The organism is Sphingomonas sp. 320_CC, assembly GCF_059691795.1.
The window spans coordinates 879,316-896,412 of sequence record NZ_JCAWAE010000003.1 but is presented as its reverse complement, the minus strand read 5'-3'; the positions used below and the strand labels follow the sequence as shown (position 1 = coordinate 896,412).

Sequence of the window (17,097 nt, the reverse complement as noted above, 5' to 3'; positions counted from 1 at the left end):
TCGTATTGCACTTCAAAGCGACGGCCGCGCTCGATGGTCTTCGCTTGCTAAAGGACTGTTCGTGAAAGCACTTATCGCCGCGATCCTGCTGACTTCGGCCGCTTCGGTCTCTGCCCAGACCTCACCGACACCCGCGCCACCTGCGCCGGCGACTCCGACGACCCCGCCAAAACTGATCGTCGCGATCTCGGTCGACCAGTTCGCCGCCGACCTGTTCCAGCAATATCGCAACCATTATATCGGCGGCTTCACGCGGCTGCTGAACGGCGCGGTGTTCCCGAGCGGGTATCAGAGCCATGCGGCGACCGAGACGTGCCCGGGCCACTCGACGATCCTGACCGGCATGCGGCCCGCGCATACGGGCATCATCGCCAACAACTGGATCGACCAGCGCGCCGGACGGCCCGACAAGGTCGTCTACTGCTCGGAGGACGAGCGCGTCACCGGCAGCACGCACGACAGCTACACCGTGTCCGACATGCATTTGAAGGTACCGACGCTCGGCGAGATGATGAAGGCACGCGATCCGCGGACGCGCTCGGTATCGGTCGCGGGGAAGGATCGCGCGGCGGTGATGATGGGCGGCCACAAGGTCGACGAGCTCTGGTGGTGGGACGGCAAGACGTACGTTTCCTATGCGGGCCGCGCGGTGCCGCCGGCGGTGCAGCGCACGCGCGACGCGGTCGCCGCGCTGATCGCCAAGCCCCAGGCGGCACTGCCGCTGCCCGGCTATTGCGCAGGCGTGAACCATCCGATCGTTATCGCCGGCAAGACGTACGGTCAGGGGCGCTTCGAGCGTGAGGCCGGCGACGCGAAGGGCTTCCGGGTTTCGCCCGCGTCCGACGCAGCGGTGTTCGCGATGGCGGCGGCGCTGGTGCAGGACATGAAGCTCGGCAAGGGTCCGCAGACCGACATCATCGATATCGGTGCGTCGGCGACCGATTATGTCGGGCACACCTACGGGACGCAGGGGTCGGAGATGTGCATCCAGATGGCGCAGCTCGACAAGACGCTGGGTGATTTCTTCGCGGTGATGGACGAGACTGGGGTCGATTACGAGGTGGTGCTGACCGCGGACCACGGTGCGCACGACGCGACCGAACGCCAGCAGCAGCGCGCGATGCCGATGGAGGCGCACATGGACGAGAACGTGCTCGCCAAGCAGGTCGGCACCGCGATCGCCAAGGACATGGGGCTGCCGGGGAGCGTGTTGCTCGGGACCGAAGGCGACGTGTATATCGACGATACGCTGCCGGCGAAGACGCAGGCGAAGGTGCTTGCGGAGTCGCTGCGTCGCTATCGGGCGATGCCGCAGATCGCGGCGGCCTTCTCGGCGGCCGAGATCATGGCGACGCCGATGGCGAAGTCTCCGCCCGAGACGTGGACGCTGATCGAGCGTGCGCGGGCGTCGTTCTATCCCGAGCGCTCGGGCCAGATGGTAGTCCTGCTCAAGCCGCGCGTGACGACGATCGTCTCGCCGGCGGGGGGCTATGTCGAGACGCACGGGTCGCCGTGGGATTACGACCGCCGCGTGCCGATCCTGTTCTGGCGCAAGGGGATGACCGGGTTCGAGCAACCGCTTTCGGTGGAGACGGTGGATATCGTGCCGACCTTGGCGGCGACGATCGGGTTGCCGGTTAGCGGGCTGGATGGGCGGTGTCTGGATCTCGATCCGGGGGCTGCGAGCACCTGCGCTAACTGAGCGCCGCGCACCTTCATTGCAAAGCATGTTCTCCCGCGAAGGCGGGAGTCCAGTCTGGGCTCCCGCCTTCGCGGGAGAACATGCTTTTTGGAAAGCTACCGCGTCTCGAACGCCCGTAACCCGGTGCCCAGCCGGTTCGCGCCCAGCGCCAGCTTGTCGTGGCTGTAATCCGCCAGAAACGCCGGGCTCGTACCGTCCCCCGGCGACAGTCTCGCGTCGTTCCCCTCGACCCGTAGCCCGGTCGAGCGATACGTCTGCGCCTCTGCCGCGACCACGATCAGGCCGGTGTGGTTCTCCTTGTTGCGCCCCTGCACGAAGGTGTTGCGCGCGATCAGGCCGGTGGCGCCTTCGGGGAGGTCGATCATGTAGTTGGTCTTGCGGCCCGCGGTGTCGTCGAAGCTGTTGTCGGTGATCGACACGTTGGGCACGCGGAGCTTGACGTAATGCCCGCCCGTACCGCGCTCGAACCGAGAATTGGTGATCGTCACGCTGCCCTTGTTGGCGAGGTAGATCGCGTGCGAGCAGCCGGGCGATTCGTCGCACTGGCCAAGCCCGGCGAAGGTGGAATGGTCGATGAGGATCTTCTGACCGGTAGGTTCGCCGCCGAGGATGCCCTCCTGGCTGTCGAGGAACATCGCGTTGGTGACGGTCAGGTCGCCCATCTCGGTGCGGATGCCGGCGCCGTTGCCGTCCGACACGCGGTAGCCGCGGAAGACGAGGCCGTCGACGACCGAGCCCTGCCCGCGCAGGACCAGCGCGGCCTTGTCCTCGCAGGCGACTTTCTCGAAGATCGCGGTGCCGGGCTTGACCGCCTTGAAGGTGATGCGGCCGCCGGCCTGCACCGCGCATTGCCGGTACGTGCCCGGTGCGATCAGGATCGTCGCGGTGCCGAGCCGGATCGACGAGACCGCCTCCTGCAACGTCGCGAACCCCTGCCCGTTCACGGTGAACGGCGCCGAGCTTTGCGCGAACGCGGGCGCGGCGAACAGCGCGAGGGCGAGCAACGATCGTTTCATCCGAGATCCTCTTCGTTCCGCAGCGGTGGCCCGCCGGCGATATCGGTTTCCTGATCGCACGGAACGTCGCGCCTCGACCAGTCTGTCCGCCGCTCTTTGACGACACCTGTCCCGTTATGAAGCATTGGAAAGAATGAACCGGCGCGGGGTAATCCCGGCGTCCGCATATTGCCGTGTCCGCGCCGACCGCATAATACCGCTACCGTAACAAAGCCGGCGGGGGGAACCGACCGGCGCGGGGGATCCACATGCACGCCATGACGCCGACGGAGGTCTTCCTCCTTGCGATGCTCATCATCTTCACCGTGCCGTATCTGGTGTGGCGGCTCGGGCGGACCGATTACTGGGCGCCGCTGGTGGTGGTGCAGATCATCGGCGGCATCCTGCTGGGGCCCGGCGTGCTCGGCGCGGCGTATCCCGATTATTATGCGACGATCTTCACGCCCGCGACGTTGGGTTCGCTGAACGGCATCGCGTGGTGGGCGGTGATGATGTTCGTGTGGGTCGCCGGTATCGAACTCGATCTCGGTGAGGCATGGAAGCGGCGCGGTGAAACCGGCGTCACCGCAGGGCTCGCGCTTGCAGTGCCGCTGATCACCGGCAGCATCGCGGCGGTATTGATGTTGCGCTACCCAGGGTGGCGTGGGCCGAACGGCGCGACATGGCAGGTGGTGCTCGGTATCGGCATGGCGTGCGCAGTCACCGCCTTGCCGATCCTCGTGCTGTTTCTCGAAAAGCTCGACGTGCTGCGTCAGCCGATCGGCCAGCGGATCCTGCGCTATGCGAGCCTCGACGACATCGCGATCTGGGGCGTGCTCGCGCTGATCCTGCTCGACTGGGAGCGCGTCGGGCGGCAGGGCGGCTTCCTGGTCGGGTTCGCTGTCGCCACGTTGCTGGTGCGGAAGCTGATGGAGCGGATCGAAGAGCGTGATCGCTGGTATGTCAGCCTGATCTGGCTTGCCGGCTGCGGGTTTGCGGCGGACTGGGCGGGGCTGCACTTCATGGTCGGCGCGTTCCTGTCGGGCGCGGTGCTCGACTCCAAGTGGTTCACGACAGCGAAGATGGACCAGTTCCGTCACTTCGTGCTGCTCGCGGTGATGCCGGTGTTCTTCCTGTCTACGGGGTTGAAGACGCAGTGGGCGGTCGGCGGCTATGCGGTGTTCGGGGCGGCGGCGTTGCTGCTGGTCGCGTCGGTCGGCGGCAAGCTGGCTGGGGTTCACGCCGCCGGACGGATCCTGAAGTGGCGGCCGGGCGAGGCGTCGGCGATCGGCTGGCTGCTGCAGACCAAGGCGCTGATCATGATCATCTTCGTCAACATCCTGCTGGATAAGAAGATCATTACGAATGAGACGTTCACCGCGCTGCTGCTGATGGCGCTGGCTAGCACGATGCTAACCGTGCCGGTGGTCGCGCCGAAGTTGAAGAAGCTGGCGGGATTGGTGGGGAAGAGCGCGTGACGCTTTTCTTCCCCCCTCCCTGGAAAAGAGGGGTTGGGGGTGGGTCGGCTGGCTTGTGCCGCTGACGTCGCCTGATGCGGAAGCCTACCCACCCCCGGCCCCTCCCTTTCAGGGAGGGGGGAAGTAGGCTTAGCCGCCCGCGTTAAGCAGGTCGTGGCGTTTCAGGGCGTGGCGGAGTTGATCGTAACTCAGGCCTAGGGCTTCGGCGGTGGCGCGTTGGTTGAAGCGGTGTTCGGAGAGGGCGCGCGAGAGCAAGTCGCGTTCGAAGCGGGACACCCGGGACTTGAAGTCCGAGGGACCTTCCTCGCACGCGACGACCGGGTCCTCACCTTCGTCCGGTTCGGCCGCGCGCGGCGCCACAACCATTGGCTTCGGCGCAGTCGACGCGCCAGGCCGGTGTGGCGACTGAAACGGGTCGATCTCGATAGCATCGATCGGTCCCGCCTGTTCCCAGCGATACACCGCGCGCTCGACGACGTTGCGCAGTTCGCGGACGTTGCCGGGCCAGCGATACGCGATCAGCGCATCCATCGCTGCCGGGCCGAAGCCTTCCCAGCGTTCGCGCCCCAGTTCCGACGCCATGCGCCGGCCGAAATGTTCCGCAAGTACCACCACGTCGCCTGTCCGCGCGCGCAGAGGCGGCAACGTTACCACCTCGAACGACAAGCGATCGAGCAGATCCGCGCGGAACTCGTGGCGGTCGACCTTGTCCGGCAGATGTTCGTTGGTCGCCGCCACGATCCGGACGTCGACACGCATCGGCCGCGATGAGCCGATCCGCGTGATCTCGCCATATTCGACCGCGCGCAGCAGCCGGTCCTGCGCCGCCATCGACAACGTGCCGAGTTCGTCGAGGAACAGCGTCCCGCCATCGGCCTCCTCGAACCGCCCTACCCGCGCCTTGGTCGCGCCGGTGAACGCGCCAGCCTCATGCCCGAACAATTCCGCTTCGATCAGCGTCTCGGGCAGGGCCGCGCAGTTCATGATGACCAAAGGCTGATCCCATCGCGGCGACAGGCGGTGGAGGCGTTCGGCGACCAGTTCCTTGCCCGTCCCCCGCTCGCCGATCACCAGCACCGGGCGATCCAAAGCCGCCGCCCGCGAGGCGCGTTCCAGCGCTGCCATGAACGTGCCGGACTCGCCGATGACCTGTGTGGTTCGCTCCATGGCGAAGATGTGGCGCGAATTCCCAACTCTTGGCAAGCTTCCGCCACGCCCCGAACACCTGAAATCGCGCAAACCCCTGCAATTCCGCCATTTTCGAAACTGGCACGACAGATGCAATGCTTCAGGCAACCCGCCGAATAGCGGAACCAACCATCCTTAAAGGGGACCCACCATGTTCAACACCACCATCGCCCGCACCGTCGTCGCCGCCCTCTGCACCATCGTCGCCAGCGCAACTTGCGTCATCGGCGCCGTGGGACCTGCGACCGCAACCAACATGACGCCTATCGCGGCAACCACCGCAATCGTGGCATAAGACCCCGACGGCTCGCCAAGAGCCTCGGGCCGACCCCTGGAGTAGGATTTACATGGGCATCTTTTCCCGCACCCGCGACATCGTCGCCGCCAACTTCGCCGATCTCATCGAGAAAGCCGAAGATCCGTCGAAGATGATCCGCATGATCATCCTGGAGATGGAGGAAACATTGGTCGAGGTTCGCGCCTCCGCTGCGCGCACCATCGCCGACCAGAAGGAGATGCGCCGCCATATCTCGAAGCTGGAGCAGCTTCAGGACAACTGGACCGAGAAGGCCGAACTGGCGCTGAGCAAGGACCGCGAGGACCTCGCTAAGGCTGCCTTGGTCGAGCGCCAGAAAGCGTTCGACATGGCCGAGCAGTTGAAGGCCGAGGTTGGCGTGCTCGACGACGCACTTCGGGCGTCGGAAGAGGACATCGCCAAACTCCAGACCAAGCTCCGCGAGGCACGCACCAAGCAGAACGCGGTGCAGACCCGGCTGGAGAGCGCGAACAACCGGACGCGACTTCGGGAAATGTACAACGGCCCGAAGACGCACGAGGCGTTCAGCCGCTTCGACATCCTCGACCGCCGCGTCGACGAGGCCGAGGGCCGCGCGGATGCGATGGGGCTCGGGGTCGTCAAGACGCTCGAAGAGGAAATCGCCGAGCTGCGCAGCGACGACAAGGTCAACGCCCAGCTCGCCGCGCTCAAGGCGCGCATGAAGAAGGACGACTGAGATGGATGACCTGATGCCCGTTCTCGTCTGCGCCGTGCTCTTCATCGGGCTGCCGTGGGTGATCCTGCACTACATCACCAAGTGGAAGCAGGCGCCGCGGATCACCGAAGAGGACGAACGCCTGCTCGACGAGATGCAGATGCTCGCCCGCCGCCTCGAAGACCGCGTGATGACCGTCGAACGGATCATCGCCGCCGACAATCCCGACTGGAAGCCGGGTCTCGGTACCACGCAATCGCCGTATCTGTCGGACCTTCAGTCCGACCGCACTTCTGATCGGAGGAACTGAGATGTCCGGCAGCCGCACACAGTTTTACCTCGATAAGCAGAACGCCAAGTGGAAGGGCGTCTGCGCCGGGATCGCCGACTATACTGGCGTCGATGCGCTCTTCGTCCGTGTCGGCATGGTCGTCCTGACGCTCGCCGGGGGCTTTCCCTGGACGCTGCTGGCCTATTGGATGGTCGCCTGGATGGGCCATGCCAAGCCGATCGGCCTGTACGAGACGCCCGACGACGCGAAGTTCTGGCAGGGCGTCCGCTCGAACCCGAAGCGCTCGACCGCGGAGGTCCGCAGCAAGTTCCGCGACATCGACCGCCGGCTCGCCGACATCGAGACGCACTATACCAGCCGCTCAAGCAACAGCCTCGCGGCAGAGATCGACAGCCTGCGCTGAGACGCTGCGTCGATCGAAAAGGGGGAAATACCATGCCACCGGAAGCAGCACTCATACTGGGTATCATACTGGGCACGCTGGCAACGCTGACGATCCAGGCATTTGGTCGCCGCAAGGCGCGGATCGCGGTCAAGGCTGCGAACCGGGATGCGGAACGCAGCATCGCGCTGCTCGATAGCGAGAATGCGCGCCGCACCGGCCAGATCGACCGCTTGCAGGAGCGGATCCAGGTCCTCGAACGGATCACCACCGATCCCGCCGAGCGCACCGCCCGCGAAATCGAGGCGCTTCGCCTCCAGCCGAACTGAGGGGATACGATATGAATTGGGCAGGACCTGGGTTCGTGATCGCGATCATCGCCATCACCACCATCGGCTGGATCGCGAACAACTGGATCCGTACGAAGCACGGCTATCCGCCGAGCGACGATTGGGGCAACTCGATGAACTGGGGCGCTGGGAACTGGGGCAGCAGGCACAAGCAGGACCCGGCGGGTGATCGCAAGGTTGAACTGCTCAGCAGCGAGAACGAACGCCTCACCGGTCAGGTTTCCCGCCTCGAGGAGCGGATCGCGGTCCTCGAACGCATCGCTACCGATCCCGCCGAGCGCACCGCTCGCGAGATCGACGCCCTCCGCGACCGCTGAAGGACACGATCATGGACGGATTTACGGTTTTCATGCTTGCCATCGTCTGTGTCGGCGTACCCGTCACGCTCGGGATCGGCAGCGAGATGTTCAAGAGCTGGTTGAGGCACAAGGAAACGATGGCCACCGCGCTCAATGCGCAGACCGCCGAAAAGGCCGCCCAATATGCCGCCCATAATGAGCGTCTGGAGCAACGCGTGCGCGTGTTGGAACGGATCGTCACAGACCGCGGGATCGAACTCTCCAACGAGATCGACCTTCTCCGGGACGCCGCCCCGACCCCGTCGCTAGCCGACCGTCCGCTCAACTGAACAACGATAACAAGGGAGTAGTGCCATGAATGGTGGACAGGTGATGGTCGTGATGATCGTCCTGATCGTGATGATTACCGGCATCTTCAAATCGCGCCACAAGGGCGCACGACGCGGCGAGGGCGTCTCGCTGATGAACGATCCCGAGGCCGCGCGGCTGCGCGACGAGGTCCAGCAGATGAAGGAGCGCATCCAGGTGCTGGAGCGCGTGATCACCGACAACCACAAGAGCGTCGATCTCGACCGAGAGATCGAGCGGCTCCGCGACCGCTAGGAGGCGGACATGATCGAACCGAACGTCTATATCACCCTGGCGCTGGCGAGCCTTGCGGGGCTGGCGATGATCGTCGCCGGTGGATTGGCCGGATGGCGCGGATGGCTCTCGCTGCGGCGGATGGAGCTGGATCACATGCAGGACGGCCGCATGCCGGTCGCGGTGTCGACCGGATCGCGGATCGAAATCGCGGATCTGAAGGAGCGGATCAAGAAGCTCGAGGCGATCGCTGCCGGGGTGGATCTTTAAGTCGTAGAGAGGATGTTCCCCCGCGAAGGCGGGGGTCCAGACTGGGCCCCCGCCTTCGCGGGGGAACACTGTAGTTGTGGCGCTAAGGCCGACCCGCTACCGCCCACGGCATGGCCACTCTCACCGACATTCGCGAGGAATATGACTTCCTCGAACCCGACGATCGCTATCGCCTGCTGATCGATCTCGGCAAAGAGCTCGAACCGATGCCGGATGCGCTCAAGACAGATGCGACGTTGGTGCGGGGATGTTCGGCTTCGGTGTGGGTGTATCCGACCACGACCGATGATGGCCGGCTGCACTTCCTGGCGGATTCGAATGCGGCGATCACCAAGGGGATCATCGCGCTGGTGTTGCTGACGGTGCAGGATCAGGCGCCAGGTATGATCGTCGCTACCGACATCACGGCGGAACTGGCGCCGTTCGATCTGAGCAAGCAGCTGAGTTCGAACCGGACTCAGGGAATTCCGAACATGATTGCGCTGATCCGGGAGACGGCCGAGCGGTACGCCGGCTGAACCTTTCGATCCTCCCCCGCAAGGGGGAAGTGTCGCCGAAGGTGACGGAGGGGGAGGAACACGCAACGGAGGTTACCCCTTCCTCCCCCTCCGTCTGGCAAGGGCCAGCCACCTCCCCCTGGCGGGGCAGGATCGTCAGGTTGCTGCGTCTTCGGTGAGGTTCGCAACGACCTCGGTCACGTCCGCACCAGCCGGGACCAGCATCCACCGGTCCGGCCGGGCGCCATCGACCATCACCACCGCGTTCTTCGGGCACACGCCAAGACACTTCACCTCAACCACGCCGCGATCCGACTTGCGGCCCTTTTTGACGCCGAGTGCCTGACGCAGCAATTTCACCAGCGGTGTCCGCCCCTTCTCGCCAAACCCGCCGTCCAGCTTCTTCGAGCATTTGCCGCAGACCAGAACGCTTCCCTGCCAGCGACTGGCGAGGACGCGGATCACGCCGGTTTCCACGTCCGCTGATCCTCGGCCACCTTCAGAACCTCATACGCCGCCTGCACGCCCTGGAACCGCTTCGCAGCATCCTTGTCGTTCGGGCGCACGTCCGGATGGTTCGCCTTAGCCATCCGCCGCCACGCCGCACGAACGTCCTCGAACGTCGCATCGGGCTCCAGATCGAGCACTTCCAACGCGCGCATCTCGTCGCGCGACCGGCTGCCGTCGCCCGAGCCAGCCCAGGCATAATGCTTCGGATCGGTATAGCCGTCCGCGGTACGCGTCTCCGCCGCCTCCCGCTCGGCCGCTTCCTCCGCGCTCAAGCCTTCGAAATAATTCCAGCCGCGATTATACTCGCCCGCGTGGTTCATGCAGAAATACCAGCGGTCGGGACTGTTGGGCGATTTTGGCGCCGGGCAGTTGCCGGGCTCGTTGCAGCCATGCCGATCGCACAGCCGGACCGTCACCGCCTCGGTGCTTGCGCCATATTCGCGCCAGCGCGGAAAACCCCAGTCTGAAGATCGTGTCGTGCTTCGAGCCATAGCGGTCCGAGATAGGCGTCCCCACGGACAACGCAACCACACGCAGCGAAGACGGCCGAAACTCCTCGGATACGACTATCTTCCGCGCCGCAACATTCCGCCTTGAGTCAGACACCGTTCATCGATTACTGAACATGAACTATTTGTCATGTGGCATGGATAGATGCGTCCGGTGCGGACGTATTCCCGGCCGACACCTTAAGGACAGGAGCCCTGGTGCCGACTCTCATTCCAAAGCTTACCACATGGCGCGCGGATCTTCCCGCTTCCATCGTCGTCGCGCTCGTCGCGCTGCCCCTCTGTCTCGGCGTGGCGCTCGCCTCCGGGGCGCCACTGTTCGCCGGCATCATCTCAGGCATTGTCGGCGGTATCGCGGTCGGCCTGTTCTCCAAATCGCCGCTGTCGGTTAGCGGCCCCGCCGCCGGCCTGACGGTGATCGTGCTGACCGCGATCGAGAGCATGCCGAGCTATCAGATGTTCCTGATGGCCGTCGTCTTGGCGGGCGTTCTCCAGATTTGCTTCTCGCTGACCCGTGCCGGCATCCTCAGCGAATTCGTGCCGTCCTCCGTCATTACCGGCATGCTGGCCGCGATCGGCCTGATCCTGATCCTCAAGCAGATCCCGCACGCTGTCGGCTTCGACCGTGAGGCCGAGGGTATCTTCGAATTCACCACCGCGAACGGCATCAATACCTTCTCGCGCATTCTAGACAGCCTCAGCGCGGCCGTGACGCCGGGCGCGATCCTGATTGCCTCGGTAAGCCTCGCCTTCCTGTTCTGGTGGGACGGTGCCAAGCCCAAGGACGGCCCGTTGCGCTTCGTCCCCGGCCCGCTCGTCGTCGTGCTGATCGGCATCTTCGGCAACATGCTGCTCGGCGCCGTGAAGCCCGACTGGCAGCTCCAGGCAACGCATCTCGTGCAGGTGCCGATCACCCAGACGCTGTCGCAATTCCCGTCGCTGTTTACCTTCCCCGATTTCTCCGGGATCACGATGGGCATCGTCTGGAGCAGCGCGGTCACGCTCGCGATCGTTGCCAGCCTCGAATCGCTGCTGAGCGTCAAGGCGGTCGATGAGATCGATCCGCGCCGTCGCTCGACCGACAAGAACTGGGAGTTGATGGCGCAGGGCGGCGGCAACATCCTGTCGGGCCTGATCGGCGGCCTGCCCGTCACCTCGGTGATCGTGCGTTCGTCCGCCAACGTCGATGCGAAGGCGGAGAGCAAGCTGTCGACGATCCTGCACGGCTTCTGGCTGCTGGTCAGCGTCGCGCTGATCCCGGCGGTGCTGAACCTGATTCCGCTGTCGGCGCTCGCCGCGGTGCTGATCGCGACCGGCTACAAGCTGACCAAGCCGAAGCTCTATACCGAGCGCTTCAAGCAGGGCTGGACGCAGTTCATTCCGTTCGTCGTCACGGTCGCGGCGATCCTGTTCACCGACCTGCTCGAAGGCATCGTGATCGGCCTTGCGGTCGGCTTCGTGTTCGTCGTCGCGCGCAACTTCCGCACCGCGATCACCTTTGCCTGCGACGACGAGGACTGCCTCGTTCGCGCGCGTCGCAACCTGTACTTCATCCACAAATACGAGTTGCAGAAGTCGCTCGCCAAGGTGCCCGACAATGCAAACCTGCTGATCGACCTGTCGTCGACCAGCTATGTCGATCTCGATAACGTCGACATCATCAACGCGTTCATCAAGGGCGCGCAGTATCGCGGCATCACCGTGCTTATCCGCGGCGATCTCGCGATGCGCACGGTCAAGCTGATCAACGCCCCCCAGACCGAGGTCCGTTTCGCATGAGGCAGTACAAGCAGCTCCTGCTCGCCAACAAGGCGTGGGCGGCCGAGATCATCGAGGAGAGCGCCGACTTCTTCCAGCGCCAACTGGTCGGCCAGAACCCGGAGTTCCTGTGGATCGGCTGTTCGGACAGCCGCGTCGGCCCCGAGCAGATGACCATGACGCCGCCCGGCAACATGTTCATCCACCGCAACATCGCCAACCTCGTCAACGACGACGACATGAATCTGATGTCGGTGCTGCAATATGCGATCGATGTGCTCGGCGTGCGGCACATCATCATTTGCGGGCATTATGCGTGCGGCGGGATCCGTGCGACGCTCGATGGCGGCACCACCGGGCCGGTCGACGACTGGCTCTCGACCGCGCGCTGCGTCTTGCACGACCATGCCGACGAGATCGACGCGCAGCCAGACCGCGAGCAGAAGGTCAACCGGCTGGTCGAGGTCAACGTCCGCGACCAGCTCATCCGGCTCGCGCGCACCAAGACGATCCAGGGTGCGTTCGCGCGCGGCCAGGAAGTGCTGCTCCACGGCTGGGTCTACGATATCCGCGATGGGCTGATCAAACCGATGATGGAGATCGATTCGACGACCGTGCTCGAAGAGGTCGGTCGGCCGGACAAGGTGCTGGTGTAAGGCGTTCCCCCTTCCCACCTTAGCCGTGGGAAGGGGCTATCTTTCGCTTACGAGCCGCGCCGCGCGGAGTCTGGCAGCATGAACTTGATACGGGTCGTCGTGGCGCCGCAACCGAGCCCGCCGTCGGGACGATACGTCTTGGCGTATTTGGCCTTGGTGAAGAACTTGGTGCCCGCTTCCGAGAAGATGAACGGCGGGTAGCTCAACAGTGCGCGCTGGTTGATGACGTTGCCGTCCGCGCCGATGTCGAACTGAACCTGGGTCCACCCTTCGAAACCCCAACGCATTGCTTCCATCGGGAACGCTTCCGATCCCGGCTGGGATACCATCTTCGGTGGTGCATCCATGATCGCGCACTGGTTCGCGGTTAGGCCACTCGACGCGAATGTCGCCCGCGCCGCATCGATCTCGCCGTTGCGCTCCTCGATCGATGCGATGCGGATCAGCGCGCCGACGCGCAGCGGATCGTTCGGCTTCAAGGCTTTGTCGTCCGCCACTTGCCGAAGCGTGACGATCGCCGTGTCGTTCTTCTCCGATTTCCTCGTTCGTGCGACGGCGCCATCGACCATCATCAGCCGGATCGCCGCTCGCGCCTGGGGGTCGTTCGCATAGACGGGTTCCGATACCATCGGCGTCAGCGTCCGTTCGAATACCCCCGGCCGCCAGATGTCGGTCACCGCATCGACGCGACCCGGCAGGTCGAACGTCAGCCGCGCACTAGGCGGTGCATCGTTGGCGACCGCGATCGCCAGCGCCCGCGCAGCCAATGCCGCACGCTCTTCGCGCGCTACCGTAGGATTGTTCGTCAGGCGATAGATTGCGGCGAGCGTACGCAAACCATTAGGCGACTGGGCGTTCGCAGATGCGAGTTCGGCGCGCTGTCCGGCGAGTGCTGCCGCCTGCGAGCCGGTCGGTGCAGGGGCGACCGTGACGCCCTTGCTGGACAGCCACTGTTCCAGGACGTCGTCCAGTCCGTCGTCGATCGACGGCCGCTCGAACGCGGTCGAACAGCGCATCTCGACCCGCACGTGATAGCGATAGAAGGCCGGGATCGCCTGCACCTTTTCGGCAGGCCACGACCAACCCTTGACCGCGCGCGCGAACTCGAGCGCGACCTGGCCGCCGCCCGCGGCATAGATCGGCGCCGCCTGGTCGATCGTGCCGTCGGACGCGATGTTGAATTCGACCACCGCGACGTCCTGCGGCTTGAGACCGGCATCGCCGCCACAATCCGGCGAGCGCATCTCCGCGGCAGGGTCGAACGATCCCTTCACCATGCGTCCGGCACCAGTATAGGCCATGTACCGCCGTGCCTCGTCCGCGTTGCCGCTCAGCAGGTACGCGATCGCGGCATCGGACCGCGCCGATGCGTCCATGATATCAACCTTGTCGGTTTCGAGGCCGCCGAGAAGCCTGATCGCCTGCAACGCGCTGGCGCGGGCGCCGGCGATGTCGCCGGTGTTGAGCTTCAGCAGGGTCCGCTCGCGCGCGAACCGCGCGGCGACGCTCTTCTCGAGCTTCACCGTGCCGACCAACGCGTCGCTGCGTGCCAATGTCGCCGCCGCAGCGGTGGGATCGATGAAGATTTGTGCTGTCACCAGCGACAGCATCGCACCCAGCTTGTCGGCGGTGCTGATCGCGCTCGCCTCCGCCTGCTGGAGCGCGGTCACGGCGCCCGCATAATCGAGCGTATCGGTCGCGACCTGGCCGAGGATGAGGAAGGCGCGTGTCCGGTCTTCTGCAAGACTGGCATCGTCCGCCGGCAGCAAGGCGAGCCCGGCCCGTGCAGCCTTAACCGATTCGTCGGCGCGGTTCAGGGCGAACAATGTCGGTGCCTTGCGGACGAGCACGATGCCGCGGCTGCGTGACCCGGGCTTGGTTCGCGCTTCCAGTTTCTCCCAGGCCGCCAGCGACGCCGCGCGATCGGGTTTCGCATCCAGCGCCGTCGCTGCGTCGAAGTCCTGTTGAATTGTCGTCGTCGACGGCGGCGTCTGCGCGCCAACGGGGACGAGCCCACCCGCCATCGCCAACACGCCTGCACCCACCAGCGCGATCGTCTTGATACGCATCACATTCCCCACGTCGCAGCCCAGCGCTATTTCGCCGCAGTCTGCAATGGTTCGGGGAAGGATGCCAGAGGGTCTGTAAGCCGGGTTCTGTCCATTTCCGATCCTTCGATACGGAAGTTAGGCGACCATTCCTCTAGGACGACGGTTGCCCGTCGCCTCAAGCAATCAACCCGGGTGACGAGCTGAAACGAAGCCCATGTGCCACCCCTATTCGATCTTGCTCCCGGTGGGGTTTGCCGTGCCGCCCCTGTTACCAGGCGCGCGGTGCGCTCTTACCGCACCCTTTCACTCTGACCGCCCCGACCGAAGCCGAGGGTTGGCCGTCTGCTCTCTGTGGCACTTTCCCTGAGGTCACCCTCGCCGGGCGTTACCCGGCACCGTCGTTTCGCGGAGCCCGGACTTTCCTCGCGTGTCCGAAAACACCCGCGGCCGCCCGACCCTCTGGCGAGGCGAGCCCTAGCGCGGGTGCGGGCGATGCACCACCGTTTTTAGCGTGCGCTCCCCGAAGCCAACGCTCCCCCCTCCCTGGAAGGGAGGGGTTGGGGGTGGGTAGGTCAGCTTTGGTCGCAACCGTGCCGTGATGCGGAAACCGACCCACCCCCTGCCCCTCCCTTCCAGGGAGGGGGGAAGGGCGTAACGCGCGCCCCCTCTGTCGCTCACTTCAGGGAGGAGAGACCGTTGTGTTCGTCAGTCGTCGCCCATCGGCTTCGGCAGCAACAGCGCCAGCAGGATGCACCGGCACTCCGCATCGACTTCGCCGTCGACCAGTTCCGGTCGAAATCGCCGCTGGAAGGCCATCGTCGCCGCCATCCGGTTCTCGACGTCGTAGCCGAACCGTTCGAGTGCGAGGCAGAAGCCGCCTTCGGTCCAGCCTGGGTCCATCAAATTCTTGGTCGGCCGCGGCAGCGCCAGGCGACGCCGCGCCAGTTCGTGCCACGGGAACAGCTCACCCGGATCGCGTTTGCGCACCGGAGCGATGTCCGAATGGCCGACGATGTTGCCGCGCGTGATCTCGTGGCGATCCTTGATCTCGGCGACCAGTTGCACGACCGATGCGATCTCCTCGGGCGGGAACGGGCGATACCCGAACTCGTGGCCGGGATTGACGATCTCGATGCCGATACTCGCCGAGTTGACGTCGTCGACGTCGCGCCAGTGCGACTTGCCCGCGTGCCAAGCGCGCTTGTCCTCCGCGACCATGCGCAGGACCGTGCCGTCCTCCTCCACCAGGTAATGCGACGACACCTTCGCCTCGGGATCGCGCAACCGGGCGATCGCCGACGCGCCGTCCTTCATGCCGGTATAGTGCAGCACGATCATCGTGATAGGCAGCGAACGATCGTCGAAATTGGGTGACGGGGTCTCGATGAACTTCAAGCCAGCTTCCCTTCTAGCCGTCGGGCCAGCACCGATGGCGCAGTCTCGATCGCGGCGATCGTGACGTTGCATTGTGACGCCACCGCCCGACCGCATCAATAGCCTACGCGCGTAAGCAGATGCTTCGTGCGGGAGTTGGGCAACGAGCAGATACGTGATTCGGCGCGTCCCTCTTGCCGTCTGCTCCCATCCGCGCGAAAGCCGCTCGCGAAAAGGGAGTTGCCATGTCCGTGATGTCCGACCGCTGGATCCGCGAGCGCGCGCTGGGCGATGCGATGATCGAACCGTTCCACGAAGCGCAGCGTCGCGACGGCTGCATCTCGTACGGGCTGTCGTCCTACGGGTATGACGCACGCGTTGCCGACGAGTTCAAGATTTTCACCAACGTCGACAGCGCAATCGTCGACCCGAAGGACTTCGCGGCAAACAGCTTCGTCGATCGCAAGACCGACGTCTGCATCATCCCGCCGAACAGCTTTGCGCTCGCCCGCACCGTCGAATATTTCCGCGTGCCCCGCGACGTGCTGGTGATCTGCCTCGGCAAGTCGACCTATGCGCGCTGCGGGATCATCGTCAACGTGACGCCGCTGGAGCCGGAATGGGAGGGGCATGTGACGCTGGAATTCTCCAACACCACGCCGTTGCCGGCCAAGATCTATGCGAACGAAGGCGCGTGCCAGTTCCTGTTCCTCAAGGGGAATGAGCCCTGCGAAGTGAGTTATGCGGACCGGGCGGGAAAATATATGGGGCAGCGGGGGGTGACGCTGCCGCGACTTTAGGGCTTCGGCTTTAGGCTCGGAGCGACGCAGGCGGCTACCGCGGACCTTGAGGCAAGAAGCGGATCACACCTCCCCGCACCCGACTTCCCCGGCGGAGGCCTCGGCGTCAGTAGCAGTATCTCGGTCACGGCGCTCACGGGTCGATTGACAGCGTCCCCGATTGGGCCCCGGCCTTCGCCGGGGTAGTGCCGTGCTTTTGTTGGTCGTCGATGTTTACGGGCATCGACAACGGTACGATCGCTTTAGGAACCGCGCACCCGCGGACAAAAATGACAAATGTCGTCGGTATGCGACCCAACCGCAGACGGCTCGCCCGCTGCTTAGACGGCACGTCCATACGACGTAGAGTTTTACAGCGAATAATGGCTCGACGCCCGACAGATACAGATCCTATCTGCCGGCCTCAGTTTGT

The 17,097-nt window shown here is 64.7% G+C and carries 21 protein-coding genes and 1 other RNA gene; 15 read left to right on the top strand and 7 right to left on the bottom strand.

Going from position 1 to position 17,097, the window contains the following annotated elements; genetic code table 11:
* Positions 1–61: 61 nt before the first annotated feature.
* Positions 62–1,702, top strand: a complete 1,641-nt coding sequence (locus AC59GX_RS15735) for an alkaline phosphatase family protein (protein WP_426281900.1) — start codon at positions 62–64, stop codon at positions 1,700–1,702.
* A gap of 95 nt (positions 1,703–1,797) precedes the next feature.
* Here AC59GX_RS15735 and AC59GX_RS15730 read toward each other — a convergent pair whose 3' ends face one another.
* Positions 1,798–2,718 (bottom strand): right-handed parallel beta-helix repeat-containing protein, encoded by a 921-nt coding sequence (locus tag AC59GX_RS15730; protein WP_426281898.1) that lies wholly within the window; start codon positions 2,716–2,718, stop codon positions 1,798–1,800.
* Positions 2,719–2,966: 248 nt separating this feature from the next.
* Between AC59GX_RS15730 and AC59GX_RS15725 the strand changes: the two genes are divergently transcribed.
* Positions 2,967–4,175, top strand: coding sequence for a cation:proton antiporter (locus tag AC59GX_RS15725; protein ID WP_426281897.1), 1,209 nt, complete (start codon positions 2,967–2,969; stop codon positions 4,173–4,175).
* Positions 4,176–4,304: 129 nt separating this feature from the next.
* Here AC59GX_RS15725 and pspF read toward each other — a convergent pair whose 3' ends face one another.
* On the bottom strand, positions 4,305–5,342 hold the full coding sequence (gene pspF / locus AC59GX_RS15720) for a phage shock protein operon transcriptional activator (protein WP_107961990.1): 1,038 nt from the start codon (positions 5,340–5,342) through the stop codon (positions 4,305–4,307).
* A gap of 172 nt (positions 5,343–5,514) precedes the next feature.
* Here pspF and AC59GX_RS15715 point away from each other — a divergent pair, with 172 nt between their 5' ends.
* The 10 genes from AC59GX_RS15715 (at position 5,515) to AC59GX_RS15670 (ending at position 9,048) form a co-directional block, all read left to right on the top strand.
* Positions 5,515–5,658, top strand: coding sequence for a hypothetical protein (locus AC59GX_RS15715; protein WP_168711631.1), 144 nt, complete (start codon positions 5,515–5,517; stop codon positions 5,656–5,658).
* Positions 5,659–5,710: 52 nt separating this feature from the next.
* A complete protein-coding gene (pspA, locus tag AC59GX_RS15710) occupies positions 5,711–6,376 on the top strand; it encodes a phage shock protein PspA (protein ID WP_056482347.1) in 666 nt (221 codons plus the stop codon).
* A 1-nt stretch (position 6,377) separates the two neighbouring features.
* Complete coding sequence (pspB, locus tag AC59GX_RS15705; protein WP_426281896.1) at positions 6,378–6,665, top strand: envelope stress response membrane protein PspB; 288 nt, start codon at positions 6,378–6,380, stop codon at positions 6,663–6,665.
* Between the two features lies 1 nt (position 6,666).
* Positions 6,667–7,050, top strand: a complete 384-nt coding sequence (pspC, locus tag AC59GX_RS15700; protein ID WP_056482352.1) for an envelope stress response membrane protein PspC — start codon at positions 6,667–6,669, stop codon at positions 7,048–7,050.
* A 32-nt stretch (positions 7,051–7,082) separates the two neighbouring features.
* Positions 7,083–7,358, top strand: a complete 276-nt coding sequence (locus AC59GX_RS15695) for a hypothetical protein (protein ID WP_121903299.1) — start codon at positions 7,083–7,085, stop codon at positions 7,356–7,358.
* Between the two features lie 11 nt (positions 7,359–7,369).
* Complete coding sequence (locus AC59GX_RS15690; protein ID WP_426281894.1) at positions 7,370–7,696, top strand: hypothetical protein; 327 nt, start codon at positions 7,370–7,372, stop codon at positions 7,694–7,696.
* 11 nt (positions 7,697–7,707) lie between these two features.
* Positions 7,708–8,007, top strand: a complete 300-nt coding sequence (locus AC59GX_RS15685) for a hypothetical protein (RefSeq protein WP_426281893.1) — start codon at positions 7,708–7,710, stop codon at positions 8,005–8,007.
* A gap of 25 nt (positions 8,008–8,032) precedes the next feature.
* A complete protein-coding gene (locus tag AC59GX_RS15680; protein WP_426281892.1) occupies positions 8,033–8,281 on the top strand; it encodes a hypothetical protein in 249 nt (82 codons plus the stop codon).
* 9 nt (positions 8,282–8,290) lie between these two features.
* Positions 8,291–8,530, top strand: coding sequence for a hypothetical protein (locus AC59GX_RS15675; protein WP_056482364.1), 240 nt, complete (start codon positions 8,291–8,293; stop codon positions 8,528–8,530).
* 110 nt (positions 8,531–8,640) lie between these two features.
* Positions 8,641–9,048, top strand: a complete 408-nt coding sequence (locus AC59GX_RS15670; RefSeq protein ID WP_426281891.1) for a SufE family protein — start codon at positions 8,641–8,643, stop codon at positions 9,046–9,048.
* Positions 9,049–9,183: 135 nt separating this feature from the next.
* On the opposite strand, the gene AC59GX_RS15665 is transcribed toward AC59GX_RS15670, so the two are convergent.
* On the bottom strand, positions 9,184–9,504 hold the full coding sequence (locus AC59GX_RS15665) for a (2Fe-2S) ferredoxin domain-containing protein (RefSeq protein ID WP_426281890.1): 321 nt from the start codon (positions 9,502–9,504) through the stop codon (positions 9,184–9,186).
* Positions 9,489–10,028 (bottom strand): J domain-containing protein, encoded by a 540-nt coding sequence (locus AC59GX_RS15660; RefSeq protein WP_056058203.1) that lies wholly within the window; start codon positions 10,026–10,028, stop codon positions 9,489–9,491. Before AC59GX_RS15660 ends, AC59GX_RS15665 begins: the two co-directional genes overlap by 16 nt.
* Before the next feature lie 216 nt (positions 10,029–10,244).
* Between AC59GX_RS15660 and AC59GX_RS15655 the strand changes: the two genes are divergently transcribed.
* Positions 10,245–11,825, top strand: a complete 1,581-nt coding sequence (locus AC59GX_RS15655) for a SulP family inorganic anion transporter (RefSeq protein WP_353464271.1) — start codon at positions 10,245–10,247, stop codon at positions 11,823–11,825.
* The gene (locus tag AC59GX_RS15650) at positions 11,822–12,460 is read left to right on the top strand and encodes a carbonic anhydrase (RefSeq protein ID WP_056058200.1); all 639 of its coding nucleotides are present in this window, start codon (positions 11,822–11,824) and stop codon (positions 12,458–12,460) included. The genes AC59GX_RS15655 and AC59GX_RS15650 overlap by 4 nt, the downstream gene beginning before the upstream one ends.
* A 47-nt stretch (positions 12,461–12,507) precedes the next feature.
* Here the strand turns inward: AC59GX_RS15650 and AC59GX_RS15645 are convergent, their stop codons facing one another.
* The 3 genes from AC59GX_RS15645 to AC59GX_RS15635 form a co-directional block, all read right to left on the bottom strand.
* Positions 12,508–14,529 carry a hypothetical protein gene (locus AC59GX_RS15645; protein ID WP_497302047.1) on the bottom strand — a complete coding sequence of 674 codons (2,022 nt, stop codon included), beginning with the start codon at positions 14,527–14,529 and terminating at the stop codon, positions 12,508–12,510.
* A gap of 60 nt (positions 14,530–14,589) precedes the next feature.
* Positions 14,590–14,974: RNase P RNA component class A (gene rnpB / locus AC59GX_RS15640), an RNA gene on the bottom strand.
* 242 nt (positions 14,975–15,216) lie between these two features.
* Positions 15,217–15,849 carry an N-acetylmuramoyl-L-alanine amidase gene (locus tag AC59GX_RS15635; protein WP_497302057.1) on the bottom strand — a complete coding sequence of 211 codons (633 nt, stop codon included), beginning with the start codon at positions 15,847–15,849 and terminating at the stop codon, positions 15,217–15,219.
* Positions 15,850–16,130: 281 nt separating this feature from the next.
* On the opposite strand from AC59GX_RS15635, the gene dcd reads away from it, so the two are divergent.
* Entirely contained in the window at positions 16,131–16,685 is a 555-nt protein-coding gene (gene dcd / locus AC59GX_RS15630; protein ID WP_055878967.1) for a dCTP deaminase, read from the top strand.
* Positions 16,686–17,097: the final 412 nt, after the last annotated feature.